Raw genomic sequence first — 26,810 nt, 5'->3', positions numbered from 1 at the left:
CTGGATGGCCCGCCCCTTTGGCATGTCATTCCTTGACCGCGCCCGTCATCGAGCTGACGTAGTAATCGACGAAGAAGGAATAGAGGATGACCACGGGCAGCGAGCCGAGAAGTGCCCCGCTCATCAAGGCGCCCCATTCATAGACATCGCCGCGCACCAGTTCCGTCAGCACGCCCACCGGGATCGTCTTGTTTTCCGATGAGCTGATGAAGGTCAGCGCATAGATGAATTCGTTCCAGCTGAGCGTGAAGGCGAAGATGCCCGCCGAGATCAGCCCCGGCACTGCCAGCGGCAGCACGATCTTGGTCAGGATCTGCCAGCGCGTGGCCCCGTCGACAAGGGCCGATTCCTCGAGCTCATAGGGGATCGAGCGGAAATAGCCCATGAGCAGCCAGGTGCAGAACGGGATCAGGAAGGTCGGATAGGTCAGGATCAGCGCCAGCCGGCTGTCGAAGATGCCGACCTGAAACACGATGACCGAAAGCGGGATGAAGAGGATCGAGGGCGGCACCAGATAGGCCAGAAAGATCAGCAGGCCCGTGACCCGCGCGCCCCGGAAGCGCAGCCGCTCGATGGCATAGGCCGCGAAGACCGAGGCCGCCAGCGACAGGAAGGTGGAGGCCACCGCCACGATCAGCGTGTTCCACAGCCAGCCGGGATAAGAGGTCTCGAACAGCAGATATTTCATGTGCTGCAGCGTCGGCCCCACCACCCAGAACGGGCTGTGGTTCTGGTAATCGGTCAGCTGGCTGTTCGGCTTTACCGCTGTGATCGCCATCCAGTAGAACGGGAACAGCAGAACGAAGATGAAGCAGGCCAGCGGCAGCCACACCAGAAAAAGACGGCGGCGGCGGCTTTCAAACTGATCGAGTCCCGCATTGTCGTCGGTGACGGTCTGGGCCATCAGTCGCCTCCTTGTTGCCATTTGCGCCGTTGCAGGCCGAAGAAGCTGAACAGGATCGCCGCCAGCAGGAAGGGGATCATCGCCACCGCGATCGCGGCGCCTTCGCCCAGTTGACCGCCGGGAATGGCGCGCTGGAAGGACAGGGTGGCCATCAGATGCGTCGCGTTCACCGGCCCGCCGCGCGTCAGCACATAGATCAGCTGGAAGTCGGTGAAGGTGAACAGAACCGAAAAGGTCATGACCACCGCGATGATCGGCGTCAGCAGCGGCAGCGTCACCTTGGTGAAGCGTTGCCAGGGCGTTGCGCCGTCGATGGCCGCCGCCTCATTCAGCGATTGCGGGATGGTCTGCAGCCCCGCCAGCAGCGAGATCGCCACGAAGGGGATGCCGCGCCAGACATTCGCCGCCATCACCGACAGCCGCGCATTCCACGGATCGCCCAGAAAGTTGATCGGCTGGCTGATGATGCCCCATTTCATCAGCACCCAGCTGATGATCGAGAACTGGCTGTCGAAGATCCACCAGAAGGCCAGCGCCGACAACACCGTGGGCACCACCCATGGCAGCAGGATGATGGCCCGGAACAGGTTCTTGAACGGCAGGTGGCGGTTCAACAGCAGCGCGAGCCACAGCCCCAGCCCGAATTTCAGCACCGAGGCCACGAAGGTATAGAACAGCGTGTTGAAGACCGAGAGCCAGAAGACCGGATCCTCGGCCAGCCACAGATAGTTTTCCAGCCCGATCCATTCGCCCGGCCGTCCGATGCGGGCATCGGTGAAGCCCAGCCAGACGCCCAGCCCAAGCGGATAGGTCAGAAAGCACAGCAGAAACGCCGCGGCGGGCAGCATGAACAGAAAGCCCAGCCCGTTGCGGCTTTCGGTGAAGCGCCGCCAGAACGAGGCGCGGGGTTCGGGGACAGGTGGCATGGCGCGCTCCGGTCGGGGGCAAGGGGGTGGGGGCGCGATGGCCCCCGCCCGATCAGCGGTAATAGCGCGCGATGCGACGCTCGGCGTTGCGGATGGCGTCTTCGGTCGAGCGCTGGCCCGTGACGGCCTCGGCGAACATGTCCACAAGAACGTAATCCGCCATGACGCCCGCCGATGCCGGCCCCAAGGGCGCGGCATAGCCATTCGGCCTGAGCGAGGCCGAGGCCTTGGAGTAAGGCTCGTGGATGGGGTTGCTGGTCCAGACCGGGTTGTTGACGAAATCCTTGAGCGCCGGGCAGCAATAGGCGCTGGCCCCCTGGATCCACGCATTCATCTGATCGGGCTGATACATCCATTCCAGATAGGCCTTGGCGGCATTCGGGAATTTGCAGTGCTGGAAGATCGAGATGGTCGAGGCCTGATGCAGTTCGATCGACTTGCCGACCGGCCCGATGGGCAGAACCGCCGTGCGGATATCGGCGGCCAGTTCCTTGGTCGCGTCATCCTTCATCGCGGCGTAATACAGCGACACGCCATTGGCGGTCAGCGAGATGTCGCCCGACAGGAAGGCGCGGTTGTTGTTGATGTCCAGCCAGCTTTCCGTGCCGGGAATGAAGGTCGCGTAAAGCGCCTTGGCATATTCGATGGCGGCGACGGTTTCGGGGCTGTTGATCGCGACCTCGCCCGCTTCGGTGACGGTCTGGCCGCCATGGCTCCACAGCATCCAGTGGACGAAGTTACTGCCATCGCCCACGGCCTTGCCGAAGGGAAAGCCCGCGGGCGTGCCCTTTTCCTTCAGCGCGGTGCACAGCTTCAGGAAGTCGTCGGTCGTGGTCGGGAAGGTGTCGAAGCCTGCCGCCTTCACATGGCTGTCGCGATAGCAGACCGCGTTGCCGATGGCGCAAAGCGGCGTCGAGATGAATTTGCCATCCTGTTCGCCATAGCCGCGCAGACCGTCGAACCAGCCGCCGTTCTTTTCGCCCAGCATGGTGCACAGATCGGTCACATCGACCAGCTTGTCGGGATATTGGAACGGGTCATCGAACCAGCTCATGACCATATCCGGCCCCGAGCCCACATTCGCTGCGACCGCGGCCTTGGGGCGCACGTCTTCCCAGCTTTCCTGATCGATGCGGACCTGAACGCCGGTGGCTTCGGTAAAGGCCTTGGTATTGTCGTTCCAGGCCTGCTCCTCGCCGACGACAAAGGGCACCCAGCGCAGCAGGCGCAGGCTTGCGCCCTCTTCGGGGGTAAAGGTCATGGCCGCCTGCGCGCTGGCGCGGCGCAGGAACGGCGTGGGCAGCATGGCGGCTGCTGCGACGACAGCGCCCCCTTGAAGCAGTCTTCTGCGGTCGATGGACATTGCTGAACTCCTCCCAAAGTGCAATGCGGCCGGTCCTTGCGTCGGCCATTCCGCCCCGCGACAGGCGCGGGAAATCGTCAATCCGTCAGGCGCACCCCGCTGGTCGCATCGAAGAGATGCACCGAGGTGGGGTCGATGGTGACCTGCACCACATCGCCCGGCCCCGCCGTCAGGCGGTCGCGGAAGACGCAGGTGACGGGCTGGCCCGCGATGCGGCCGACGACATAGGTTTCGGCCCCCGTCGGCTCCAGCGTTTCGATGGTCAAGGGAATGTCGCCGCCCAGCGTGATCGCTTCGGGGCGGACGCCATAGATCAGGTCGCGGGATTGCGGCGCGCGGGCAACCGGCAGGCGCTGATCGCCTGCGGTGAAGGCGCCACCCTGCGCCTGCCCTTTCAGCATGTTCATCGAGGGGCTGCCGATGAACCCCGCGACGAAAAGGTTGGCGGGCCGGTCGTAAAGCTCCAGCGGGGTGCCGATCTGTTCGACGCGCCCGTCATGCATCACCACGATCTTGTCGGCCATGGTCATGGCTTCGATCTGGTCATGCGTGACATAGACGGTCGTGGTCTTCAGCCGCTGATGCAGGTTCTTGATTTCCGTGCGCATGGTCACGCGCAGCTTGGCGTCAAGGTTCGACAGCGGCTCATCGAACAGAAACACCTGCGGATCGCGCACGATGGCGCGGCCCATGGCGACGCGCTGACGCTGCCCGCCCGAAAGCTGGCGCGGATAGCGGTCCAGAAGATGCGCCAGACCCAGAATATCGGCGGCGGGCTTGACCTTGGTTTCGATCTCGGCCCGCGAGCTGCCTTTCAGCTTCAGCGAAAAGCCCATGTTCTCGGCGACGGTCAGATGCGGGTACAGCGCATAGTTCTGAAACACCATCGCGATGTCGCGATCCTTGGGCGGCAGCGTGTTGACCACCTTGTCCCCGATCAGGATATCGCCCGAGGTGATATGCTCAAGCCCCGCCAGCATCCGCAACAGCGTTGATTTCCCGCAACCGGACGGGCCGACCAGCACGACGAATTCGCCCTCGTCGATATCGACCGAGACGCCGTGCATCACCTCGACCGCGCCATAGGACTTCCGCACATCGCGGATAGTGACCGAGGCCATGCGATCCCTCCTCCCAAAGGTATCCATTGTTCGTCACGCTGGCAGGAATGGCACCGCCAATCAAGAAAATTATCTGATAAATCGCGAATTATGCCGGGGACAAAATGTCGCCGTCAATGTATACGCTATTTCCCCGCCAGCAGGTCAGCGGCAATCAGCGCGCCGGGTTGCATGACGACGCGCGCCGCCGTCGCATGGCCGCGCGCCGCGGCTGCGGCCATGTCCAGCCCGGCCAGACGCGCCGACAGGTAACCGCCGTTGAAGCTGTCGCCCGCGCCGGTCGTATCGACCGGCTGCACCCGCGCGCCGCAGGGCAGATCCAGCCATGCGCCGTCCAGATGCCCCAGCATGTCGTCGCCGCCATTCTTGACCAACACCTCGGTCGTGCCGGCGTTCAGGTAACGCTGGGCGGTCGCGCGCGGGGTGGCGTCGCCGAAGAACTGGCCTTCCTCTTCAAAGCTGGGCAGCGCGATGTCGGCCACGGTCGCGGCCCGCGCGATCCAGTCGCACATCTCGGCCTGACCGGACCACAGGCGCAGCCGCATGTTGCTGTCGAAGGCCACCCGCGCATCCGCCGCCTTCAGCGCGGCCAGCAAAGCCTCGCGCCGGTCCGGCGACAGGATGGCCAGCGTGATCCCCGAGAAATAGATCAGATCGGCGCCCAGAAAGCAGCGCGCCAGATGGTCCACGTCATCGGCCAGACAGCGCGCGGCCGAGGCGTCGCGCCAATAGGTGAAGCTGCGTTCGCCGTCCTTCAGGTCGATCATGTAAAGCCCCGGCGCGCGGGTCGGATGGCGCGTGATGCAATCGGTGCCGATGCCCGCGCCCGCGATGAAATCCATCATCGCCTGCGAAATCCCGTCGCGGCCCACGCAGGTTAGATAATCCACCTGCGCCGCGGCAGGCATCAGAGCGCGCAGATACCACGCGGTGTTGAACGTGTCGCCCGCGAATGCCTGACGCCACAACCCCTGCCCCGCACCCGAAAGTTCGACCATACATTCGCCGACAGATACGACCCGCATCGCAGCCCCCTCCCCCATTTTTCAGTTCGCGGCAGGTTAGCGGTATCGGCGGGAATGAAAAGGGGCCGCGCGGTGGCGGCCCCCTTCCCCATGTCGCAGCGATCAGGCGTCCACGTCCCAGCCGCTGATCTGCTTGCTGTCCATGAATTCCTCGATCCCCCAGACGCCGCCTTCCCGCGCCCGCCCCGAGGCCTTGACGCCCCCGAAGGCCGACCCCGCGCCGCGACGCTGGCCGTTGGTTTCCACCATGCCCGCGCGCAGCTGACGCGCCAGCCGGTTGCGGCGGGCACCGTCCTGCGTCTGGACATAGTTGGTCAGGCCATAGATCGTGTCATTGGCAATGCCGACAGCCTCTTCTTCGCTGTCAAAGGGCATGATCGACAGGACCGGGCCAAAGATTTCCTGCTTGGCGATGGTCATGTCGTTGGTGACATCGGCAAAGACGGTCGGACGCACAAAATAGCCGCGATTGACGCCTTCCGGCAGGCCGGGGCCGCCCGCGACCAGCCGCGCGCCTTCGTCGACGCCGGTCTGGATCAGATCCTGGATCTTGTCCCATTGCACCTTGCTGACCACCGGACCGATATGCGCGCCCGGCTGATGCCCGGTCGCGACGGCGGTTTCCTCGGCCACCTGACGGGCCTTTTCCACGGCCTTGTCATAGAAGGACCGCTCGACCAGCATCCGCGTCGGCGCGTTGCAGGACTGGCCCGAGTTATAGAACACATGCCGCACTCCACGCTCGACCGCCTTTTCATCGGCATCGGCAAAGACAAGGTTCGCGCCCTTGCCACCCAGCTCCAGCGCCACCTTCTTCACGGTATCCGCCGCCGCCTTGGTGATGGCGATGCCCGCGCGGGTCGAGCCGGTGAAGCTGATCATCTCGACATCGGGATGCGTGGAAAGCTGCGTGCCGACGCCCGGCCCGTCGCCATTGACCATGTTGTAGACGCCCGCGGGCAGCCCGGCCTCGTCCACGATCTCGGACCAGACGACCGAGGAGAGCGGCGCGATCTCGGACGGTTTCAGCACCACCGTATTGCCCGCCAGAATCGCCGGGATCACCTTCAGCGTGACCTGGTTCATCGGCCAGTTCCACGGCGTGATCAGGCCGACGACGCCGATCGGCTCCCATGCGACCATGGTGGTCGGGGCATGGGCGCCCAAGGGGCGGATGAATTCGAAATCGCGGAAGGAATCGATGAAGGTCTGGATGTGGCTGGACCCGACACCGACCTGATCCTCCAGCGACATGTCCTGCGGCGCGCCCATTTCGCTGGTGATGGCTGCCGCCATGTCCGGCGCACGGCGCTGATAGATGGCCAAAATCTTTTCGACATAGGCCAGCCGTTCCGCCGGTGGCGTGGTCGACCATGCCGGGAAGGCCGCCTTGGCCGCAGCCACCGCCGCATCCGTATCGGCCTGCCCGCCCAGCGAGATCACGGCAACCGCTTCCTCGGTCGAGGGGTCCAGCACGTCAAGGTCATTGGGTTGGACCGGATCGACCCATTTCCCATTGATGTAGAATTTCCGCTTATCGGCAAGTTCGGACATCTTTGCCCCCTCTGTGCATATGGATGGCCATAACGTGGCACCCGGTATGGCAGTCCGCAAGGGCATCTTGCTGCTGCGCTGCGGCGAAGAATTTATAGACGAGTCATCAAGTCGTGCTTGGATTGGCGCTGCGGATCATTATGTTGCCAGATGCGAAGCAACCGAAAGGACCGGGATATGTCCCTGCGCATCAACGATATCGCTCCGGATTTCACCGCCAATTCGACCGAGGGTCGGATCAGCTTCCACGATTGGCTGGGCGGCAGCTATGCCATCCTGTTCTCGCATCCGCGTGACTTCACGCCGGTATGCACCACGGAATTCGGCGCAGTCGCCCAATTGGCCGCCGAATTCGACAAGCGCAACACCAAGGTCATCGGCGTCTCTGTCGATTCGGTCGAGGATCACGGCAAATGGAAAGCCGATATCGAAAAGTTCGGCGGCGCTCCGGCGAATTTCCCGATGATCGACGACACCGATCTGACCGTGGCCAAGGCCTATGACATGCTGCCCGCAGATTACTATCTGCCGACCGAGGGCCGCACCCCGGCCCATTCGGCGACGGTGCGGACCGTCTTCATCATCGGGCCGGACAAGAAGGTGCGGCTGACCATGACCTATCCGATGTCGGTGGGCCGCAACTTCGCGGAAATCCTGCGGGCGCTGGATGCGGTGCAGGAAACCGACGGCGTGCCGCTGGCAACGCCTGCGAACTGGGTGCCCGGTCAGGATGTGATCGTGGCGCTGGCGCTGGACGACGCCGCCGCCGAGGCGAAATACGGGCCGCTGGACAAGAAGCTGCCCTATCTGCGCTTTGCCAAGGATCCCAAGCATTCGTGAAGGCCGGGGGTCGCGCTGTCAGGGCGCGACCCCTGCCGGGGCCGGAACCCGCCGGGGACGGCGCAGCAGCGCGTTCATCGGCTTTTCGACAAAGCTGTGCGTCAGACAGCCCCCGATCACTGCCATGCTGCTGACCAGAAGCGCCTGCGCGGTAAAACCTGCATGGCCAGCAAGGGCCGCCGTCAGCTTGACGCCGACTGGAATCGCCAGCGGCTGCACCAGATAGATGGCATAGGACGCATTGCCCAGATAATTCGCCAGCCGGTTCCTGATCTGCGGCAGAAACACCAGCGCCGTCACGATCATCACCGAGGGAATGCCCCAAAGAAGCAGCCGCAGATCGTCATTGGGCCAGCGGATCGAGCCCAGAAACACCGCAAGCCCCGCCAGCAGCAAGGGCCAAGCAAAGGGCAGATGGTCGGTGCGCAGCCGCAATTGCGCGATCATCATGCCCATGGCGAATTGAATGACCCGCGCCTCGACCCCGCCCGCCAGATAGATTGCGGCCAGCACCGCCCCCAAGGCCAGCGGCAGATAGCGCAGCGGCAGAAACGCCATGCCGATGGCGAACAGCAGATAGAACAGCGCCTCGTATTCCAGCGTCCAGCCGACGAAGACCACGGGGAATTGCCCGGTCAGCAGGAAATGCACCATGCCCAGCGATTGCAGCAGCCGCGCGGGGGTCAGGTCGGGCTGGTTGCCCGCAAGCTGCGGCAGCGCCAGCAGCAGCGCGGCAAAGACCAGCGTGACCAGCCAATACAAGGGAAGGATCCGCAAGGCGCGGTCGCGCAGGAATGTCCCGACAGGACGCGGCTTGCGCATCTGCGATGTCATGATGACAAAGCCCGAGATCACGAAGAACAGATCGACCCCGCTTTTGCCCCAGCTGTGAAAGATCTGATAGATCACAGGCTCGGCCCCGGCTGCGGGCTGGGGCAGCCAAAGCACCACATGGAACAGGACGACCATGCAGGCGGCAATGCCGCGCAGCAACTGAATGTTGTAATACATGGGACCGTTAAAATTATTAAATGCGCCTTCATTGTCGCCCATCGTGCGTCAAGGTCAACCGCCGATGCCGCCTTGCGGCGTAATCGCGCTGCACTGCCGCATCCGTCATCACATGCCCCGCCGATCAGCGGCCGATGAAGCAATGGCCGATCAAACGGAAAGGGCCGGCCCGGAGCATCCCCCGGACCGGCCCAGATCTTCAGGCGAAAGCCGCGATTATTCGGCGTCGGCCTTGGCTTCGGGGGCGACTTCCTCGCCGGTTTCCTGATCGACCATCTTCATGCCAAGGCGAACCTTGCCACGGTCGTCAAAGCCCAGAAGCTTGACCTTGACCTCTTGGCCTTCTTTCAGCAGCTCATTGGGATGGTTCAGACGCTTGTTCGCGATTTGCGATACATGCACCAGACCATCGCGCTTGCCGAAGAAGTTCACGAAGGCGCCGAAATCGACCAGCTTCACGACCTTGCCGGTATAGACCTTGCCCTCTTCGGGTTCGGCCACGATCGAATAGATCATGTCATAGGCCTTCTTGATCGAATCGGCATTGGCCGAAGCGATCTTGATGACGCCGTCGTCGTTGATGTCGACCTTGGCACCCGAGGTCTCCACGATCTCGCGGATGACCTTGCCGCCCGAGCCGATCACTTCACGGATCTTGTCGGTCGGGATGGTCATCGTCTCGATGCGCGGGGCATGGGCGCTGAATTCGCGGCGGCCTTCGGTCAGAGCGTGCGACATCTCGTCAAGGATGTGCATCCGGCCGTCTTTGGCCTGCGCCAGAGCCTGCTCCATGATCGCGGGCGTGATGCCGGCAACCTTGATGTCCATCTGCAACGAGGTGATGCCCGCAGCGGTCCCGGCCACCTTGAAGTCCATGTCGCCAAGGTGGTCTTCGTCACCCAGAATGTCGGTCAGCACCGCCCATTTGCCATCATCCTCAAGGATCAGGCCCATGGCGACGCCCGCGACCGGGGCTTTCAGCGGAACGCCCGCATCCATCATCGCCAGCGAGCCGCCGCAGACCGATGCCATCGAGGACGAGCCGTTGGATTCGGTGATCTCGGACACGACGCGGATGGTATAGGGGAAGTCGGTCGGCGCAGGCAGAACCGCCTGCAGCGCGCGCCATGCCAGCTTGCCATGGCCGATTTCACGACGACCGGGCGAACCGACGCGGCCAACCTCGCCGACCGAATAGGGCGGAAAGTTGTAATGCAGCAGGAAGTTGCTGCGGCTGTTGCCGTGCAGCGCGTCGATGATCTGTTCGTCATCGCCGGTGCCCAGCGTGGTCACGACCAGCGCCTGCGTTTCGCCACGCGTGAACAGCGACGAACCATGGGTGCGCGGCAGCACGCCCACTTCGCTGTCGATCGCGCGGACGGTCTTGTTGTCGCGACCGTCGATGCGGGCGCCGCCGTTGATGATGTCACCGCGCAGAATGCCCGATTCCAGCTTTTTCAGCGCCGAACCCAGATTGGCGTCGGCCAGTTCTTCTTCGGTCAGACCGGCCTTGATGGTGGCTTTCGCCGCCTCGATACCGTCGTGACGCTCACCCTTGTCGCGCAGGGCATAGGCGGCGCGCATCTGGGCTTCGCCCAGCGTCTTCACGCGGCCAAACAGCGCGCTGTAATCGGGCGACTGGAAGTTGAAGGGCTCTTTCGCCGCGGCTTCCGCCAGATCGATGATCAGGTCGATCACCGGCTGCATGGCGTCATGGCCGAATTTCACGGCGCCCAGCATTTCTTCCTCGGTCAGCTCATAGGCTTCCGATTCGACCATCATCACGGCGTCCTTGGTGCCCGCGACGACCAGATCCAGCCGCTGCTCGGGGTTCGAGCGCAGGTGGTCCATATCGGCCACTTCCGGGTTCAGGACATATTCGCCATTGACGAAACCGACGCGCGCGGCGCCGATCGGGCCCATGAACGGCACGCCCGAAATCGTCAGCGCCGCCGATGCCGCGATCATGGCGACGATATCGGGATCGTTCACCAGATCGTGCGACAGCACGGTGCACATGACCAGAACTTCGTTCTTGAAGCCTGCGGCAAACAGCGGGCGGCAGGGACGGTCGATCAGACGCGCGGTCAGCGTCTCTTTCTCGGTCGGGCGCGCCTCGCGCTTGAAGAAGCCACCGGGGATCTTGCCGGCGGCATAGTATTTTTCCTGATAATGCACGGTCAGCGGGAAGAAGTCCTGACCGGGCTTGGGTTCTTTGGCGAAAGTGACATTGGCCATGACGCTGGTTTCGCCCAAGGTGGCGATGACCGAGCCGTCAGCCTGACGGGCAACCTTGCCCGTTTCCAGCGTCAGGGTTTCTTGGCCCCACTGGATTGATTTCTTCACTTCATCAAACATCTGATTTCCTCTGGGCGGCGCCAGCCCTCTGGTCGCGCCCGTGCTATATGGCGGCCCCATTGCCGCCTGCCCCTATCCTTCGCATGTGCCCCGGGGCATGGGCGTCACGTCACAGATGGCGGGGCAATACAGGAAAACCGGGCTATTGTGAAGGGTCTTGCATGGCAGCGGGCGGCGCCGGTTCCCTGACGCCGCCCGCGATTTCATCCGCATCCCCGCGCTCAGGCGCGCAGTTCGACCTTCTTGGCTGCGGGTGCGTCGGCCGTCTCCTGCCCGGCTTTGGGCTGGGTGTCCTGCACGCTGGAGCGAACCTCGGCGATCAGCCCCAGCAGCCTTTCGCGCTGATTGGCCGAAATGGCCAAGGCGCGCGCCCGCTCTTCGTCGGTCAGGTCGATTTCGGGTGTGTCATGCGACACGACCGGGACGACCCGCTGGACCACAGGTTCGGGCTGCGGCTGAGACACGGGTTGCGTTTGCGACTGAGGCTGTGCGTTCGGAACCACCACCGCCGCGACAGCGACGACCGGCTGCTGGACGGGGGCAACCGCTTCGGGTTGCGTGACAGTTTGCACGGTCGCCGCCGCGGTTTGCGCAGCGGCGGTTTCCACGGTCGCGGACGCCTTGGCGACGGCTTGCGTGGAAAAATCGAACAGGTCGCCACGCTCTTTCGCAGGCTCGTCCTTGACCGGCGTAACCGCAACCGGCGCAGGCGTCAGAAGATTGGAAAGCAGCGAGGTGACAGGCTTCGTCGCGATATTCAGAAACATTAGACTAACTCCAATAACCGATATCGGCACACCTAACCTGCCGGCGTTAAGAGTCTAGAAAGCAATATCTTGGATTTTATACGCTTGCTTAATAAGCCCGCCACCGCGCGCGGCTGTAAAGAAAACGCCCGCAGCCAGGGACTGCGGGCGTCTGCGTTCCGGCAGGATTACAGCGCCATGTCCGGCACGCGCGGCACCTCGCCCGTGCCGCTGGGGGCATCGGGCAGGTTCGCGGGCAGGCCGCTGATCGTGGGCGAGGCAATCGCCAGTTCCAGACGCTCTTCGGTCCGCGCCCAGACCTGAGCCACCGCCGCCGGATCGTCATTCAGCTTCGTGCCATAGCTGGGCACGATCTGACGCACACGGGCTTGCCATTCCGGTGTCGACAGCTTGTCGGCAAACACCGTTTCCAGCATGTTCAGCATGATCGGCGCCGCCGTCGACGCACCGGGCGAGGCGCCCAGAAGTGCGGCGATCGTCTTGTCCGCCGAGGCCACGATTTCGGTCCCCAGCTTCAGCACGCCGCCCTTGGTCGGGTCGTTGAAGATGATCTGCACGCGCTGGCCCGCCTGCCACAGACGCCAATCTTCGTCCTTGGCCTCGGGCAGGTATTCGCGCAGCGCGTCCATGCGGTCTTCTTGCGACATCATCAGCTGACCGGCCAGATATTTGACCAGATCGAACTCATGCCAGCCGACGTTCAGCATGGGCCAGATATTGTCCAGCGTGACCGAGGCGGGCAGATCCCACAGCGAGCCGTTCTTCAGGAACTTGGTCGAGAAGGTCGCGAAAGGCCCGAACAGCAGCACCTGCTTGCCGTCCAGCATCCGCGTGTCCAGATGCGGCACCGACATCGGCGGCGACCCGACGCTGGCCTTGCCATAGACCTTGGCCAGATGGCGCGTCACGATCTCGGGCTTTTCGGTCACAAGGAACGAGCCGCCGACTGGGAAGCCGCCATAGCTGTCGCCTTCGGCGATGCCCGACAGTTGCAGCAGGGGCAGCGCACCGCCGCCGCCGCCCAGAAAGACGAACTTGGCGTTGATGACTTCCTCGGTCCCGTCGGCCAGCTTCTGCGCCGTCACGCGCCAGCTGCCGTCTTCGTTGCGGAAGATGGCGCGGACTTCATGGCCCGTGCGCAGCGTGAAGTTTTCCTGCGTCTGCAGGAAGCCGACATATTGGCGGGTGATCTCGCCAAAGTTCACATCCGTGCCCAGAACCGAGCGCGCCGCCGCGACTTTCTGCGCCGGATCGCGGCCTTCCATCATCACCGGGACCCAGTCGGCGATCTGCGCCGCGTCGGTGGTGTATTCCATCCCGGCGAACAGCGGGCTGGCCTTCAGCGCCTCGACGCGCTTGCGCAGGTATTCGACGTTTTCGTCGCCCCAGACCAGATTCATGTGCGGGGTCGAGTTGATGAAGCTGCGCGGGTTCTTCAGCACGCCCACCTCGACCTGATGGCTCAGGAACTGACGGGTGACCTGGAATTGTTCGTTGATGTCGATGGCGCGGGCGATCTGGACGTTCCCGTCCGAGTCCTCGGGCGTATAGTTCAGCTCGCACAGGGCCGAGTGGCCGGTGCCCGCGTTGTTCCAGCCGTTCGAGCTTTCTTCGGCCACGGCATCCAGCCGCTCGAACATTTCCATGCTCCAGCCGGGTTCCAGCTGGTGCAACAGCACGCCCAGGGTCGCGCTCATGATGCCGCCACCGACCAGCAGCACATCGACGGTGCGCGTGGCGGTCTGGGCGCGTCCGCTGGCTGCGGGCAGCGCGCTGAGCGCGGCTGCGGCGATGGCCGAGCCCAGAAGTTGACGCCGGGTCAGGGCAAACTTGGGGCGGAGATTTTTATCAGAGGATGGCTGCAAGAGAATGCCTTTCTGTCGCATTGTCTCCCTGCGGCGCCCGATATATGGGCCGCCCGCGATTGGCAAGCGGCCCCAATATTTCTGCAACTGCATAAATATGGCTGTTCAGCCATGCGTCGGAACGTCGCCATCCGTCGCCAGAATGCATCCCCCTGTTGCCGCAAAAGAAAACGCCCGCAGCTTTCGCCACGGGCGCGGATTGTGCGGCTGCGCTGAATTCAGCGGCGCAGGCCCAGTTTGCCGATCAGGTCGGTGTAACGGGCTTCGTCTTTGCGCTTCAGATAGTCCAGCAGCTTGCGGCGCTGTGCGACCAGCTTCAGCAGACCACGACGCGAATGGTTGTCTTTCTTGTGGGTCTTGAAGTGCTCGGTCAGGGTCGAGATGCGCGACGACAGGATGGCGACCTGAACTTCCGGCGAACCGGTATCGCCTTTCTTGGTCGCGAATTCGGTCATGACGCGATTCTTTTCTTCAACAGTGATCGACATCGGGGTCTCCTTTCAGAAACAAAGGGTTATGGCTCAGGCCGGGATGTCGTCCAGCACAGGCCCGTGGAGAGATCCGCCGGGATCGCCCCGGCAGATGCGCGCGTATAAAAGAAATACGACAGAATTGGAAGGCTGATCTCAGCCGCGCGGTTGCAGCCGGGTCAGGATGATGTCCTCGGCCCGCAGCCCGGTCTGGCCCAGCACCCGCGCGACCGCTGCGCCATCCAGCCGAATCAGCGTCGAGCCATCATCGCCGCGCTCCAGCGTCACGAAGGGGTCAGGCTCATCCTCATCGGCGCGGAAGCGCAGCTCGATCACATCTTCGGCCCGGTTGTAATCGCCGATGATCGGCACGGTATCGCCCGGCTCATCCAGAACGAAGCGATCATTCCCCGCCCCGCCTTCTCCGAAATCGCCCGAGCCGACATACAGCGTGTCATTGCCCGCCCCGCCATGCAGCCAGGCATTGTCCCCGGCGGCCGAGCCATACAGCACGTCATCGCCGTCGCCGCCGTCCAGATCGTCGGTGCCCCGACCGGCGATCAGCGTGTCATTGCCGGCATTGCCCGAGATCCAGTCATCCCCGTCGCCGCCCTGCAGCAGGTCATCGCCATCGCCGCCATAGATGCTGTCATTGCCCGCGCCGCCCCGGACGGTGTCGTCACCGCCCTGCCCCGCCAGAAAATCGTGACCGGCGCCGCCGTCGATCAGGTCATCGCCCTGTTCGCCGTAATCGTCGTCGCCATACACCCAGTCGTCGCCCGCACCGGCCAGCAGCGTGTCATTGCCCAACCCGCCATGCAGGTCGTCATTGCCATCGCCGCCTTCCAGCCGGTCGTCGCCATCACCTCCGGCCAGCCAGTCGGACCCTTCGGTGCCGATCTCGACCCGCCCCTCGGGATCATCGGGATCATCCGGCGAATCCGGGTTTTCATGGTCGAGAGTGTCGTCGTCTTCGTCGACCGATCTTCCGGCAGTTGTATCAACTGCAAGACCCATGACCAGAAGACCGATGATGCTGCCCAGAATAAACATGGCAATACTCGTGAGAATCGATAAGGCTAAGCCAAAGAATACGACGCATGACGCCGCCTTGCATCCTCTTTGCTAATAAACAGTTAATCCCAGACGCACAACTTAAAGCTGTTTGGCACATACAAGGGATGGCGCGGGTGTCCAGCCTTGGTCAGGCCCAGATGCCACAGCGGCTGGCCAGTCCCCTGCAGCAGGCGCTGCACCTGCGCCGCCCGCGACAGCATCGCGCCATGCACGCCCCATGCGCAGATGATATGATCCGCCCACAACGCCGCCTGACGGATCGCGCGATCATTGCCGGGCCCCACCGGGTCCGCAGCAATCCGCAGTTCCTGCGGATAGGTGGCGCGCCATGCGAACAGGTTCACGATCCGCACCGCCCCTGCCCCCAGCCTGCGCGCGCGCCCTTCGCAGCGCGCAATGGTCGGATCATTGCGGCGATGATCGGCGGTCGAGGGGTTCAGCATGACGAAGGTCACCCGCGGCCCCTCGCCCCAGCGGCGCGTCAGGCTGAACCGATACTGCCCACAGCGCGAGAAGATCGCCGTCGAGCGCCGATCCCCGTCCTGATGTCGCCGCGCAACGGTGTCCGACATCAGCCGTAATCACGCGCCCCGAAAATCGCGCTGCCGACCCGCACATGGGTCGCGCCCTCGGCGATGGCGGTTTCGAAATCCGAACTCATCCCCATGGACAGCCCGGTCAGGTCATTGCGTCCGGCGATCTGCCGCAGCAGGCGAAAATGCGGCACGGGATCCTGATCGTCGGGCGGAATACACATCAACCCGGTCAGCGGCAGATCCAGCGCGCGGCAATCGGCGATGAACGCATCGGCCTGATCGGGGGGAATTCCAGCCTTTTGCGGCTCGTCTCCGGTATTCACCTGCACGAAGAGCTGCGGCGACGCCCCGCGTGCCTGAACCTGCCGCGCCAATTTTTCGGCCAGTGACGGACGGTCAAGCGTATGAATCGCATCGAAAAGATCCAGTGCGAGTTTCAGCTTGTTGGTTTGCAGCGGCCCGATCATGTGCAGCTCGACGCCCGGATAGGCCGCCCGCCATTCCGGCCATTTCCCGGCGGCCTCTTGCACATAATTCTCACCGAAAACGCGCTGACCGGCTTGCAGCACGGCTTCGACCCGCGCGGCGGGTTGCACCTTGCTGACGGCGATCAGGCGCACCGATCCGTGCGGACGCCCGGCTGCGGTTTCTGCTGCGGTAATGCGGCGGGTGATGCTTTCAAGTTCCATGACCGCAAATTCCCAAAAGAAAAGAGCGGGCACAAGGCCCGCTCTTTCATCGTCCGGTTCTGACAGATCAGAACGAGAACTTCACACCGAAGTCGACGACGGTGTCGTCCAGGTAGTCGGTGTCGATGATGCCGCCGGCCAGGACAGCGCCGCCGCCCAGGTCGTAGTCAGCGCCGATGCCGAACGAGTCATACTTCTCGTCGCCAGTGACTTCTTCCCACTTGTCTTGACGCCAGAAGCCTTTCACCAGGATGGCATCCATCTGGTACGAGGCAGCCAGGCCAGCGGTGTACTGCAGAGCGATGTCTTCGTAGTCCATGTACACGCCTTTGAAGGCGAAGTTGTTGAACGTAGCTTCAGCACCCAGACCGATTTCTTTCGCGTCGCCGTTTTTCGAGTACGACAGCGATGCCCAGAAGTTCGAGCCTTCGTATTTCGCTGCAACCGAGTAGGCCAGATCGGCGCTGTCGGTGTTGGTCACAACTTCCAGGCCGGTTTCCGGATCAATGACGGTCGTGCCCGAGCCGAAGATGGCGTTGCCGAAGGTGTTCACGCCATCAGTCATCGACGCGTACAGCGAGATGTTGTTGATGGTGTATTCATACAGAGCGGTCGGGCCCTGGTCGCGGTTGTTACCGTCGCCGACGAGGAAGCCGATTTCTTCGATGTCGCCACCGAATTCACCTTCGGTGTAGCCGACTTCGTACAGGTCGCCGATCGCGGCTTCAGCAGCGCCAACGGGGTCGCCCATCGACAGCTTGCCATAGGTGCCCGAAATCCAGACGACGCCGCGGGTGCCTTTGGCAGCCGAACGGTAGTCGCTGTTGTAGTCTTCTTGGTCGACGCGGAACGCACCACCGAACGACAGGCCAGCGTCCGATTCACCGGTCAGGGTGAATTTCACGCGGGCGCGGCTCGAGAATTGAGCGTCATTGCCGTCGTAGATCACGCCCATACGGCCGTCGCCCGAAACGGCGACTTCAGCGGAGGCGAAGCCAGCCGACATCACCAGCGCGCTGGTGGCGAAAAGAACCTTTTTCATGGTTTTCCCTCTTGTCTCTCTCGTATGCCCCACCCGGAAACCGGCTTGGGGTATGTCACGTTGTGTCGCGCTTTCGCCGGACCATTGCAACGAATTCAGACCCGCCCTTCCCGTTTCGCAACTGCTGTGATGCACAAGGGCCACACCATAGCGTGCTGGGTTGTGAAAGGCCGCGCGCGCCCGGCCAACCCATTCTTCGGATTGAAAAATACTTGCCATTTTCCCGCATGGAGTGGATTCGCGCATGCGTGTGCACGCGTGTCAAAGCGGCGTCGCGACAGCCCGCGGGGTGGCCTGCCGGTCGGATTTCGCAGGCCGCCGCCCGATCCCGGCGGGACAGGGAATCGCCCGGGGATGGCGGGCGACGGCTGCGGGCAGCGGCTCTCTTGTCGCTTGGGCATGAATTGCGCTATGGCAGTGCCAAGGACGATCCGGGGGATATGACATGACCAGACGCGCCGCACGGCTGACCACCGCTTTGCTTCTTGCAACCGGCCTTGCCGCATGTTCCGGCAGCGGATCGGGCAACCAGCAGCAGGCCTCGGCCCAGCCGCAGCAGCAGTCCACCTTCTGGGATCTGTTCTCGAATCGCCGCAACTCGAACGACACGGTGGCGGTGAACAAGTATCTGTGGAACGCCAGCCTTGAGATCCTGAACTTTCTGCCGGTGCAGACCATCGACCCGTTCACCGGCGTGATCGTCACCGGATACGGCACGCCTCCGGGCGGTGGCCGGTCCTATCGCGCGACGGTGCAGATCACCGATCCGGCGCTGGACGCGCGCGGGCTGAAAGTGTCGCTGCAAGGTGCGGGCGGCGCCTCGGTCGCGCCCGACACGGTGCGCGCCGTGGAAGATGCGATCCTGACCCGCGCCCGGCAGCTGCGCGCGCAAGACCGCAATCTGTGACGCTGGACCTGCGCACGCGCAGCGGATAATACCCTGCGGGCAATCTGACGCCCGGAGGTTTCCATGCCCTATGATCCCGCACACAGTGAAACGCGCTGGCAAACCGCGTGGGACGCTGCCGATACCTTCAAGGCGGTGCGGGACGAACGCCCCAAATATTATGTGCTCGAGATGTTCCCCTATCCTTCGGGGCGCATCCATATGGGCCATGTGCGCAACTACACGATGGGCGATGTGGTGGCGCGGTTCAAACGCGCGCAGGGCTTCAGCGTGCTGCATCCGATGGGCTGGGACGCCTTTGGCATGCCCGCCGAAAACGCCGCGATGGAGCAGGGCGGCCATCCCCGCGACTGGACCTATGCCAATATCGCCACCATGCGCGAGCAGCTGAAACCGCTGGGCCTGTCCATCGACTGGAGCCGCGAATTCGCCACCTGCGACGACAACTATGTGCATCAGCAGCAGTCGATGTTTCTGGACATGCTGGAGGCCGGGCTGATCTATCGCAAATCGGCGATGGTGAACTGGGATCCCGTCGACATGACGGTGCTCGCCAATGAACAGGTCGAGGACGGGCGCGGCTGGCGGTCGGGCGCGCTGGTGGAACGGCGCGAACTGACGCAATGGTTCTTCCGCATCTCGGATTACTCGGACGAATTGCTGACGGCGCTGGACGGCCTGTCGGGCTGGCCCGAAAAGGTGCGGCTGATGCAGGCCAACTGGATCGGCAAATCGCGCGGGCTGCAATTCAGCTTTGCCACCGTGGACGCGCCCGCGGGCTTTGACGCCATCGAGGTCTATACCACGCGCCCCGACACGCTGATGGGCGCGTCCTTTGCCGCGCTGTCGCCCGATCATCCGCTGATCAAGACGCTGGCCCAGACCCGCCCCGAAATCGCCGCCTTCTGCGAGGAATGCCGCCGCATCGGCACGACCGAGGAAGCCATCGAAACCGCCGAGAAGCTGGGCTTCGACACCGGCCTGAAGGTGCGCCACCCGCTTGATCCGACTTGGGAATTACCGATCTGGATCGCGAATTTCGTGCTGATGGATTACGGCACCGGCGCGATTTTCGGCAGCCCCGCGCATGATGAGCGCGACCATGAATTTGCCATCAAATACGGCCTGCCGATCCGCGCGACCTTCGGCGAAAAAGGCATGGATCAGGCGCAGGCCGATGCGCTGGTGGCCGATGCGCCCTTCGTGCCGCTGAAATCGGAAACCGTGACCTATGTGCGCGGCTTTGCCGGTAAAGCCGACCAGACCGGCGAGGACGCCGTCGCCGCCGCCATCGCCCATGCCGAGGCCGCGGGCTATGGTCAGGGCGTGACCAAGTTCCGGCTGCGCGACTGGGGCATTTCGCGCCAACGCTATTGGGGTTGCCCGATCCCGGTCGTGCATTGCGACAGCTGCGGCACCGTCCCCGAGCGCAAAGAGAACCTGCCGGTGATCCTGCCGCAGGACGTGACCTTCGACGTGCCGGGCAACCCGCTGGACCGCCACCCGACATGGCGCAATGTCGCCTGCCCGGTCTGCGGCAAGGCTGCGCGGCGCGAAACCGACACGATGGACACGTTCGTCGATTCCTCGTGGTATTATTCGCGCTTCACCTCGCCCCACGCGGCCACGCCGACCGTGCCCGAGGAGGCGGATTACTGGATGAATGTCGACCAGTATATCGGCGGCATCGAACACGCGATCCTGCATCTGCTGTATTCGCGGTTTTTTGCCCGCGCGATGGTCAAGACCGGGCATCTGCCGGAAAAATCGCGCGAGCCCTTCGATGCGCTGTTCACGCAGGGCATGGTCACGCATGAGATCTACAAGACCACCGACGACCGTGGCCGCGCGGTCTATCACCTGCCTGAATCCGTTCATTCGATGCATCTGTTCGGGAAGGACGTTGCAATCCTAAAGCCCGAGAACTTCGATGAGATGTCCGACGAAGAATTCCTCGCCTATGCACAGGATCATGAGGATGTCGTGGAGATCATCCCCTCGGCCAAGATGTCCAAGTCCAAGAAGAACGTCGTGGATCCGGTGAATATCGTCGAAAGCTTCGGGGCCGATACCGCGCGCTGGTTCATGCTGTCCGACAGCCCGCCCGAACGCGACGTGGAATGGACCGCCGCCGGGGCCGAGGCCGCCAGCAAGTTCCTTGGCCGCGTCTGGCGTCTGGCCGATGAGATCCCCGAGACGGGCGAGGATGCCGAGTTGCTGCGCGCCGCCCATCGCGCCATTGCCGATGTGACCAAGGCGATCGAGGGCTTTGCCTTCAACAAGGCCGTGGCCAAGCTTTACGAACTGGCCAATGCCATCGGCAAATCCAAAGCAGGCGGTCAGCAGCGCCGCGAGGTGCTGCGGATTCTGGCGCAGCTTCTGGCACCGATGGTGCCGCATCTGGCCGAAGAGGTCTGGCAGAATGCGGGCGGGCAGGGCATGGTCGTGGATGCGGCATGGCCCAAGGCGGACCCGGCGCTGCTGGTCTCGGACAGTGTGATCCTGCCCATCCAGATCAACGGCAAGCGCCGCGCCGAGATTGAGGTGCCCAAGGACATGCCCAAGGAACAGATCGAGGCGATGGTTCTGGCCGATGAAACGGTCCTGCGCTTCATGGAGGGCGCTGCGGTGAAAAAGCTGATCGTGGTGCCGGGACGGATCGTCAATGTCGTGGTCTAGACGCGCCTTCCTGCTGGCCGTCGCCGCCGTCGCCGCCTGCGGCTTTTCCCCGGTCTATGGGCCGGGGGGTACGGGCACGCGGTTGCAGGGCAAGGTGCGGACCGCCGATCCCAAGACCCCCGACGATTTCGCCTTTGCCGGACGGATCGACGAACAGCTTGGTCCCGACAGCGCCGCCATCTATGAGCTGACATGGCAATTGCGCATTGCCGTGGTGCCCCAGGCCATCACGCCCGATGAGATCACCACGCGATATGCCCTGAACGGCAGCGCCGATTACATCCTGACCGAGATGGCGACGCAGCGGGCGGTGGCGCGCGGGCAGGTCAGCAGCTTTACCTCGTATTCCACGACCGGCACGACCATCGCGACCATGGCCGCCGAACAGGACGCGCATGAGCGGCTGGCGCGGCTGCTGGCCGATCAGGTGGTGACGCGGCTGCTGGCCATCGACCCCGCCGCGATCCCATGATCCTGAAGGGCGCGGAAATCGCCCGCTATCTGGCGCGCCCCGATCCGACGCGGCCCGCGCTGCTGATCTATGGTCAGGATGCGATGCGCGTGGCGCTGAAGCGGGCCGAAGCGGTCAAGGCGCTGGTCGGTGACGGCGCCGAAGAGGAAATGCGCCTGAGCCGCATGGCCGGCGCAGATCTGCGCAAGGATCCGGCGGCGCTGCTGGACGGCGTGAAAGCGGTCGGCTTCTTTCCCGGACAGCGCGTGGTGCTGGTCGATGATGCGCCGGATGCGGCGGCCCCGGCCATCGCCTCGGCCATTGCGGACTGGCGTTCGGGCGATGCGGTGATCGTCGTTGCGGCGGGCGGGCTGCCGAAATCCTCGGCGCTGCGCAAGCTGTTCGAGCCGCATCCGACCGCCGTGACCGCGCCCATCTATGACGATCCGCCGGGCGAGGAAGAAATCGGGCGCTGGCTGCACGATGCCGGGCTGCGCGAAATTCCCCGCGATGCGATGCGCGATCTGATGTCGCTGTCCCGCGCGCTGGACCCCGGCGATTTTCGCCAGACGGTCGAAAAGATCGGGCTTTACAAGCATGGCGATCCAGCGCCCCTGACGCCCGGCGAAATCGCCGCGCTGGCCCCCGCGACGATCGAGGCCGAGGTGGACGATCTGATCGATTGCGTGGCCGACGGGCAGGCGCGGCAGTTCGGTGCGCTGATGCGGCGGATCGAAGGGCAGGGCATCACGCCGACCACCATCTGCATCGCGGCGCTGCGCCATTTCCGGGCGCTGCACGCGGCGTCCTCGGATCCGGGCGGGCCGGGCGCGGGGCTTGGCAAGCTGCGCCCGCCTATCTTTGGCCCGCGCCGCGACCGCATGATGCGGCAGGCGCAGGGCTGGGGCATGGTGGCGCTGGAGGATGCCATTCATCAGTTGATCGACACCGACCTGACCCTGCGGTCATCGTCGAAAGCACCCGCCATGGCGGTGATGGAGCGGATGCTTTTGCGGCTGTGCATGATGCCAAGGGGCGGGCGGTGACGGTGCTGGTCATCGGCGCCGGTCCCGCCGGGCTGATGGCCGCCGAGACCCTGGCCGGGCAGGGCGCGCGCGTCATCGTGGCCGAGGCGATGCCCACGCCCGCGCGCAAGTTTCTGATGGCCGGAAAGTCCGGGCTGAACCTGACCAAGGACGAACCCGAGGCGGTGTTTTCGGCGCGGTTTTCCGGGGCTCTGCCCCGGACCCCGGAGTATTTCGGGAACAGAGAAATGGGTCCCGGCGCGGTCATGGACTGGGCGCGCGGGTTGGGGATCGATCTGTTTACCGGTTCGACCGGGCGGGTGTTTCCTGTCGGCATGAAGGGCTCGCCCTTGTTGCGGGCCTGGCTGGCGCGGCTGGCCGGGCAGGGGGTCGAGCTGCGCACCCGCTGGCGCTGGACCGGGTTTCAGGGCGAAGGCTGGCGGTTTTCGACGCCCGAGGGGACGCAGATCCTGCGGCCCGAGGCCGTGGTTCTGGCGCTTGGCGGGGCAAGCTGGCCGCGGCTGGGATCGGATGCGCAATGGGTGCCCTGGCTGGCGGGGCAAGGCGTGGGGATTGCGCCGTTTCGCCCGGCGAATATGGGCTTTCGCATAGCGTGGTCGGCACAGATGGCGCGGCATTTCGGGCAGGCGGTCAAGGGCGTCTGCCTGAGCGCGGGCGATCTGGTCAGCCGCGGCGAATGGGTCATCGGCGCGCAAGGCATCGAGGGCGGCGGCGTCTACGAGATCGCCTCGGCCCTGCGCGACGGGGCCGAGGCAATGGTGGATCTGGCCCCGGATCTGAGCGCGGCCGAACTGGCGCGGCGGTTTTCCGCTGTGTCGGCCAAGCTGTCGGTCGGCAACCGGCTGCGGCGCGTTCTGGGCGATCCCTTGCGCGCGGCGCTGCTGATGGAATGGGGCCAACCCCTGCCCGCCGAACCCGAGCGGCTGGCCCTGCGCGCCAAGGCGCTGCGGCTGATCCATCAGGGCCCAATGGGACTGGAGCGGGCGATTTCATCCGCCGGGGGCATCATGGCCGACAGCGTCACGGCGGATCTGCAACTGCGCGCCCTGCCCGGCACTTTCGTCGCGGGCGAGATGCTGGACTGGGAGGCGCTGACCGGGGGCTATCTGCTGACCGGCTGTCTGGCGCAGGGACGTGCGGCGGGGCTTGCCGCTGCGGCTTATCTGGCGGCGGCGCGCAGATAGGCCGGGCGGGCACGCATCAGGTCCAGAAACTGCGTCAGCCGGTGTTCGGTGATCGGGAAGCGCGCGCTGAGCGCCCATGTCAGGCAATGCGCCAGGATCAGGTCGGGGACCGTCGGCTGGTCACCCATCAGGAAATGCCCGTCGGACATGCGATGGACCAGCGTGCGCTGGCTGCGTTCAAATTCCCAGCGCAGGGTGTTCTTGATGGCGGAAAGACGCATCTCCTCGGGCAGAACGAAGCTGTGGCGCGCGGCCAGCCACAGCGCGGCGTCGAATTCGTCCAGTATGAACTGCGTCAGGCTGTCCTGCCGGGCGCGGTCCAGCGTGCCGGGCGTGTGGGTCAGCCCGCCATGCCGGTCCGCCAGATAGGTCAGGATCGCCGTGGAATCGGTGATCGGCGTGCCATCCGCGATCAGCACCGGCACCTTGCCCGCCGGATTGAACGAGGTGACGCCCTGCGAATGCGGCTCAAGCGGCATATGCTCATAGGGCAGTCCAAGCTCTTCGAGCATCCAGATGACGCGGAAGGCGCGGCTTTGGGCGCGGCCGATGACCTGATACATGGGGGATCCTCCTGCCCTGCAGGCTAGCGCCGGGCCAGCGGACAGGCAATGCGCGTGCGGCGGGGATTGACGCCGTGCCATACAAGGCGCAGGAATTGCGCATTCCGCCCGGAGAAACCGCCATGACCGCGACCCGCGCCTCGATCTTCACGCCGGTTCTGATCGGCGGTTCGATGATCCTTCTGATCAATTTCGCGCTGCGCGCCAGTTTCGGCGTCTTTCAGATCCCGATCGGGCAGGAATTCGGCTGGCCGCGCGCCGAATTCAGTCTGGCCATCGCCATCCAGAACCTTGCCTGGGGCATAGGCCAGCCGATCTTTGGCGCGCTGGGGGAACGCTGGGGGGATCGCTGGTCGATCATCATCGGCGCGTTTCTGTATTCGGCGGGGCTGATCCTGACGGCCTATGCCACCGACCCGGCCACCATGCAGTTGCTTGAGGTGATGGTGGGCTTTGGTATCGCGGGCACCGGGTTTGGCGTCATTCTGGCAGTGATCGGCCGCGCCGCCAGCGACGAGAACCGCAGTCTGGCGCTGGGGATCGCCACGGCCGCCGGATCGGCGGGTCAGGTCTTTGGCGCGCCCTTGGCCGAGATGCTGCTGATTTGGTATTCGTGGCAGTCGGTCTTTGTCATCTTCGGCGTCATGGTGCTGGCCTGCCTGTTCTTTCTGCCGCTGCTGGGCGGTGGCAAACCCGCCAGCAAGTCCGAGATCGAGGAAAGCCTTGGCAGCGTCCTGCGCCGCGCCTTTACCGACCCGTCCTATCTGATGATCTTTGCGGGCTTCTTTTCCTGCGGCTATCAGCTGGCCTTCATCACCGCGCATTTCCCGGCGATGATTACCGAGATGTGCGGCCCCATCGCGCCGGGCGGCATGCTGGCGGGGCTGGGCATCACCACGACCTCGGCGCTGGGGGCGGCGGCGATTTCGCTGATCGGGCTGGCCAATATCGGCGGCGCGATCTTCGCGGGATGGCTGGGCAAGCGCTATACCAAGAAATACCTGCTGGCGGGGATCTATACGCTGCGCACCATTGCCGGGGCGGTGTTCATCCTGATGCCGATCACGCCCGCCAGTGTCGTCGTGTTTTCGCTGGTGATGGGGGCGCTGTGGCTGGCGACGGTGCCGCTGACCTCGGGGCTGGTGGCCTATATGTATGGGCTGCGCTATATGGGCACGCTTTACGGCTTCGTGTTTCTCAGCCATCAGCTTGGCTCGTTTCTGGGGGTCTGGCTGGGCGGCAAGATGTATGATGCATACGGGGATTACACGCTGGTCTGGTGGGTCGGCGTGGGCGTGGGCGCGTTCAGCGCGCTGATCCACCTGCCCGTGCGCGAGGCCCCCGCCGCACCCCGCGCGGTTGCCGCATAAGCTGCGGGCTTTCCAGCACGGCCCTGCGGCGCTAAACGGGGCCGGTTGGCCCGGGGGAAACATGAGCCAGTCGGCAGGCAATCCAGCGCAGCGCGTCGCCATTCTGATGGCGGTCTATCAGGGGCAGGATTACCTGCCCGTGCAGTTGCGCAGCCTGATCGAGCAGCATGACCAACGCTGGGATCTGATTGTCGGCGATGACGGCTCGACCGATCGCAGCCTGCGCATCCTGCAGGATTTCGCGGCCGAGCTTCAACCGGGCCGTGTGCGCATCGTGCCGGGGCCGCGCGCGGGGGCCGCCGCGAATTTCCGCGCGCTGCTGGATCATGTCCCGAAGGACGCCACCCATGTCGCCTTCAGCGATCAGGACGACGCGTGGGATCCCGAAAAGATCAGCCGCAGCCTTGCCGCGCTGACCGCCGATACCCCGGCGATCTGGTGCAGCCGCGTGGTGGCCTGCGACACCACGATGCAGCCCCTGTCGCTGTCGCCGCTGCCCCGGCTGGAGCCCAGCTTCCGCCATGCGCTGATGCAGAACATGGTGCAGGGCAACACGCTGATGATGAACCGCGCGGCTTTTGAACTGGTGCGGGCGGCCAATCCGGAAGCCGGGCCGGTCGTGATGCATGACTGGTGGATCTATCAGCTGGTGACGGGCGCGGGCGGGCAGGTGATCTATGATCCGCTGCCCTCGGTTCTGTATCGCCAGCACGACGCGAATGTCGTGGGCGCGAACCACGGCATCATCGGACGCCTTGGCGGGCTGCGGCGAATGCTGGCCGGCACCTATCGCGGCTGGAGCCGGATGAACCATGCCGCGCTGACCGGCTCGGCCCATCGGTTGACGCCGGAAAACCGCGCCATTCTGGCGGAATTCGGCAGGTTGCAGGGCAGCTTTCTTCAGCGGATGCAGGCCTTTCGGCAGGGCGGGTTTCACCGGCAGGGGCGCGTGTCGCAGGCGGCGCTTTGGCTTGCGGTCCTGTTGCGACGCAGTTAGGGCCAAGGCTTGCGTCGGTCGGCAAGATCGACAAGGCTCTGCCAAAACGAAGCCCCGAGTTCAGC

24 protein-coding genes are annotated in these 26,810 nt (G+C 64.2%); 8 read left to right on the top strand and 16 right to left on the bottom strand.

Features of this window, described 5'->3' with window-relative positions:
- Positions 1-25 precede the first annotated feature (25 nt).
- From GL284_RS13445 to GL284_RS13420, 6 genes are all read right to left on the bottom strand, one after another.
- The gene (locus GL284_RS13445; RefSeq protein ID WP_230383068.1) at positions 26-904 is read right to left on the bottom strand and encodes a carbohydrate ABC transporter permease; all 879 of its coding nucleotides are present in this window, start codon (positions 902-904) and stop codon (positions 26-28) included.
- A complete protein-coding gene (locus GL284_RS13440) occupies positions 904-1,830 on the bottom strand; it encodes a carbohydrate ABC transporter permease (RefSeq protein ID WP_155045151.1) in 927 nt (308 codons plus the stop codon). The genes GL284_RS13445 and GL284_RS13440 overlap by 1 nt, the downstream gene beginning before the upstream one ends.
- A gap of 52 nt (positions 1,831-1,882) precedes the next feature.
- Complete coding sequence (locus GL284_RS13435; RefSeq protein ID WP_155045150.1) at positions 1,883-3,193, bottom strand: ABC transporter substrate-binding protein; 1,311 nt, start codon at positions 3,191-3,193, stop codon at positions 1,883-1,885.
- Positions 3,194-3,270: 77 nt separating this feature from the next.
- Positions 3,271-4,314 (bottom strand): ABC transporter ATP-binding protein, encoded by a 1,044-nt coding sequence (locus tag GL284_RS13430; protein ID WP_155045149.1) that lies wholly within the window; start codon positions 4,312-4,314, stop codon positions 3,271-3,273.
- A gap of 125 nt (positions 4,315-4,439) precedes the next feature.
- Positions 4,440-5,339, bottom strand: coding sequence for a sugar kinase (locus GL284_RS13425; RefSeq protein WP_155045148.1), 900 nt, complete (start codon positions 5,337-5,339; stop codon positions 4,440-4,442).
- A gap of 102 nt (positions 5,340-5,441) precedes the next feature.
- Entirely contained in the window at positions 5,442-6,893 is a 1,452-nt protein-coding gene (locus GL284_RS13420; protein ID WP_155045147.1) for an aldehyde dehydrogenase family protein, read from the bottom strand.
- A 177-nt stretch (positions 6,894-7,070) separates the two neighbouring features.
- On the opposite strand from GL284_RS13420, the gene GL284_RS13415 reads away from it, so the two are divergent.
- Positions 7,071-7,733, top strand: a complete 663-nt coding sequence (locus tag GL284_RS13415) for a peroxiredoxin (protein WP_155045146.1) — start codon at positions 7,071-7,073, stop codon at positions 7,731-7,733.
- 18 nt (positions 7,734-7,751) lie between these two features.
- On the opposite strand, the gene GL284_RS13410 is transcribed toward GL284_RS13415, so the two are convergent.
- The 9 genes from GL284_RS13410 to GL284_RS13370 all read right to left on the bottom strand — a co-directional run bounded on the left by GL284_RS13410 (position 7,752) and on the right by GL284_RS13370 (position 17,548).
- Complete coding sequence (locus tag GL284_RS13410; RefSeq protein WP_196216776.1) at positions 7,752-8,744, bottom strand: acyltransferase family protein; 993 nt, start codon at positions 8,742-8,744, stop codon at positions 7,752-7,754.
- Positions 8,745-8,960: 216 nt separating this feature from the next.
- Positions 8,961-11,102, bottom strand: a complete 2,142-nt coding sequence (gene pnp / locus GL284_RS13405; RefSeq protein ID WP_155045144.1) for a polyribonucleotide nucleotidyltransferase — start codon at positions 11,100-11,102, stop codon at positions 8,961-8,963.
- Between the two features lie 221 nt (positions 11,103-11,323).
- Positions 11,324-11,869, bottom strand: a complete 546-nt coding sequence (locus GL284_RS13400) for a hypothetical protein (RefSeq protein ID WP_155045143.1) — start codon at positions 11,867-11,869, stop codon at positions 11,324-11,326.
- Between the two features lie 167 nt (positions 11,870-12,036).
- The gene (mqo, locus tag GL284_RS13395; protein WP_230383069.1) at positions 12,037-13,734 is read right to left on the bottom strand and encodes a malate dehydrogenase (quinone); all 1,698 of its coding nucleotides are present in this window, start codon (positions 13,732-13,734) and stop codon (positions 12,037-12,039) included.
- A gap of 218 nt (positions 13,735-13,952) precedes the next feature.
- Entirely contained in the window at positions 13,953-14,222 is a 270-nt protein-coding gene (gene rpsO, locus GL284_RS13390) for a 30S ribosomal protein S15 (RefSeq protein WP_155045141.1), read from the bottom strand.
- A gap of 138 nt (positions 14,223-14,360) precedes the next feature.
- On the bottom strand, positions 14,361-15,257 hold the full coding sequence (locus GL284_RS21880) for a calcium-binding protein (RefSeq protein WP_155045140.1): 897 nt from the start codon (positions 15,255-15,257) through the stop codon (positions 14,361-14,363).
- Between the two features lie 83 nt (positions 15,258-15,340).
- Positions 15,341-15,853 carry a DUF1643 domain-containing protein gene (locus GL284_RS13380; RefSeq protein WP_155045139.1) on the bottom strand — a complete coding sequence of 171 codons (513 nt, stop codon included), beginning with the start codon at positions 15,851-15,853 and terminating at the stop codon, positions 15,341-15,343.
- Positions 15,853-16,506 (bottom strand): YggS family pyridoxal phosphate-dependent enzyme, encoded by a 654-nt coding sequence (locus GL284_RS13375; RefSeq protein WP_155045138.1) that lies wholly within the window; start codon positions 16,504-16,506, stop codon positions 15,853-15,855. Before GL284_RS13375 ends, GL284_RS13380 begins: the two co-directional genes overlap by 1 nt.
- 67 nt (positions 16,507-16,573) lie before the next feature.
- Complete coding sequence (locus GL284_RS13370) at positions 16,574-17,548, bottom strand: porin (protein ID WP_155045137.1); 975 nt, start codon at positions 17,546-17,548, stop codon at positions 16,574-16,576.
- Positions 17,549-17,993: 445 nt separating this feature from the next.
- Between GL284_RS13370 and GL284_RS13365 the strand changes: the two genes are divergently transcribed.
- From GL284_RS13365 to GL284_RS13345, 5 genes are all read left to right on the top strand, one after another.
- On the top strand, positions 17,994-18,455 hold the full coding sequence (locus GL284_RS13365; protein WP_155045136.1) for a DUF3576 domain-containing protein: 462 nt from the start codon (positions 17,994-17,996) through the stop codon (positions 18,453-18,455).
- Positions 18,456-18,518: 63 nt separating this feature from the next.
- A complete protein-coding gene (gene leuS / locus GL284_RS13360) occupies positions 18,519-21,134 on the top strand; it encodes a leucine--tRNA ligase (RefSeq protein WP_155045135.1) in 2,616 nt (871 codons plus the stop codon).
- A complete protein-coding gene (gene lptE / locus GL284_RS13355) occupies positions 21,121-21,606 on the top strand; it encodes an LPS assembly lipoprotein LptE (RefSeq protein WP_155045134.1) in 486 nt (161 codons plus the stop codon). Before leuS ends, lptE begins: the two co-directional genes overlap by 14 nt.
- Positions 21,603-22,631, top strand: a complete 1,029-nt coding sequence (gene holA, locus GL284_RS13350; RefSeq protein WP_155045133.1) for a DNA polymerase III subunit delta — start codon at positions 21,603-21,605, stop codon at positions 22,629-22,631. Before lptE ends, holA begins: the two co-directional genes overlap by 4 nt.
- Positions 22,628-23,815, top strand: a complete 1,188-nt coding sequence (locus tag GL284_RS13345) for a TIGR03862 family flavoprotein (protein WP_341870373.1) — start codon at positions 22,628-22,630, stop codon at positions 23,813-23,815. Before holA ends, GL284_RS13345 begins: the two co-directional genes overlap by 4 nt.
- Here GL284_RS13345 and GL284_RS13340 read toward each other — a convergent pair.
- Positions 23,791-24,378, bottom strand: a complete 588-nt coding sequence (locus GL284_RS13340; RefSeq protein WP_155045132.1) for a glutathione S-transferase family protein — start codon at positions 24,376-24,378, stop codon at positions 23,791-23,793. The two genes, GL284_RS13345 and GL284_RS13340, sit on opposite strands and share 25 nt — an antisense overlap.
- A 122-nt stretch (positions 24,379-24,500) precedes the next feature.
- On the opposite strand from GL284_RS13340, the gene GL284_RS13335 reads away from it, so the two are divergent.
- Both GL284_RS13335 and GL284_RS13330 read left to right on the top strand, forming a co-directional pair.
- Entirely contained in the window at positions 24,501-25,748 is a 1,248-nt protein-coding gene (locus GL284_RS13335; RefSeq protein ID WP_155045131.1) for an MFS transporter, read from the top strand.
- A gap of 61 nt (positions 25,749-25,809) precedes the next feature.
- A complete protein-coding gene (locus GL284_RS13330; RefSeq protein WP_155045130.1) occupies positions 25,810-26,745 on the top strand; it encodes a glycosyltransferase in 936 nt (311 codons plus the stop codon).
- Positions 26,746-26,810: the final 65 nt, after the last annotated feature.

It is taken from the genome of Paracoccus shanxieyensis, from assembly GCF_009711265.1.
GTDB classification, from domain to species: Bacteria; Pseudomonadota; Alphaproteobacteria; order Rhodobacterales; family Rhodobacteraceae; genus Paracoccus; species Paracoccus shanxieyensis.
This window is presented reverse-complemented; position numbering and strand designations above follow the sequence as displayed.

Coding starts and splice junctions, on each gene's coding strand:
- GL284_RS13430 (WP_155045149.1), bottom strand. CDS start 4,314: ATGGCCTCGGTCACTATCCGCGATGTGCGGAAGTCCTATGGCGCGGTC.
- GL284_RS21880 (WP_155045140.1), bottom strand. CDS start 15,257: ATGTTTATTCTGGGCAGCATCATCGGTCTTCTGGTCATGGGTCTTGCA.
- GL284_RS13370 (WP_155045137.1), bottom strand. CDS start 17,548: ATGAAAAAGGTTCTTTTCGCCACCAGCGCGCTGGTGATGTCGGCTGGC.
- GL284_RS13340 (WP_155045132.1), bottom strand. CDS start 24,378: ATGTATCAGGTCATCGGCCGCGCCCAAAGCCGCGCCTTCCGCGTCATC.
- GL284_RS13400 (WP_155045143.1), bottom strand. CDS start 11,869: ATGTTTCTGAATATCGCGACGAAGCCTGTCACCTCGCTGCTTTCCAAT.
- pnp (WP_155045144.1), bottom strand. CDS start 11,102: ATGTTTGATGAAGTGAAGAAATCAATCCAGTGGGGCCAAGAAACCCTG.
- GL284_RS13445 (WP_230383068.1), bottom strand. CDS start 904: ATGGCCCAGACCGTCACCGACGACAATGCGGGACTCGATCAGTTTGAA.
- GL284_RS13330 (WP_155045130.1), top strand. CDS start 25,810: ATGAGCCAGTCGGCAGGCAATCCAGCGCAGCGCGTCGCCATTCTGATG.
- GL284_RS13435 (WP_155045150.1), bottom strand. CDS start 3,193: ATGTCCATCGACCGCAGAAGACTGCTTCAAGGGGGCGCTGTCGTCGCA.
- lptE (WP_155045134.1), top strand. CDS start 21,121: ATGTCGTGGTCTAGACGCGCCTTCCTGCTGGCCGTCGCCGCCGTCGCC.
- GL284_RS13410 (WP_196216776.1), bottom strand. CDS start 8,744: ATGTATTACAACATTCAGTTGCTGCGCGGCATTGCCGCCTGCATGGTC.
- GL284_RS13375 (WP_155045138.1), bottom strand. CDS start 16,506: ATGGAACTTGAAAGCATCACCCGCCGCATTACCGCAGCAGAAACCGCA.
- GL284_RS13420 (WP_155045147.1), bottom strand. CDS start 6,893: ATGTCCGAACTTGCCGATAAGCGGAAATTCTACATCAATGGGAAATGG.
- GL284_RS13440 (WP_155045151.1), bottom strand. CDS start 1,830: ATGCCACCTGTCCCCGAACCCCGCGCCTCGTTCTGGCGGCGCTTCACC.
- leuS (WP_155045135.1), top strand. CDS start 18,519: ATGCCCTATGATCCCGCACACAGTGAAACGCGCTGGCAAACCGCGTGG.
- GL284_RS13425 (WP_155045148.1), bottom strand. CDS start 5,339: ATGCGGGTCGTATCTGTCGGCGAATGTATGGTCGAACTTTCGGGTGCG.
- GL284_RS13365 (WP_155045136.1), top strand. CDS start 17,994: ATGACCAGACGCGCCGCACGGCTGACCACCGCTTTGCTTCTTGCAACC.
- GL284_RS13415 (WP_155045146.1), top strand. CDS start 7,071: ATGTCCCTGCGCATCAACGATATCGCTCCGGATTTCACCGCCAATTCG.
- rpsO (WP_155045141.1), bottom strand. CDS start 14,222: ATGTCGATCACTGTTGAAGAAAAGAATCGCGTCATGACCGAATTCGCG.
- GL284_RS13380 (WP_155045139.1), bottom strand. CDS start 15,853: ATGTCGGACACCGTTGCGCGGCGACATCAGGACGGGGATCGGCGCTCG.
- holA (WP_155045133.1), top strand. CDS start 21,603: ATGATCCTGAAGGGCGCGGAAATCGCCCGCTATCTGGCGCGCCCCGAT.
- GL284_RS13335 (WP_155045131.1), top strand. CDS start 24,501: ATGACCGCGACCCGCGCCTCGATCTTCACGCCGGTTCTGATCGGCGGT.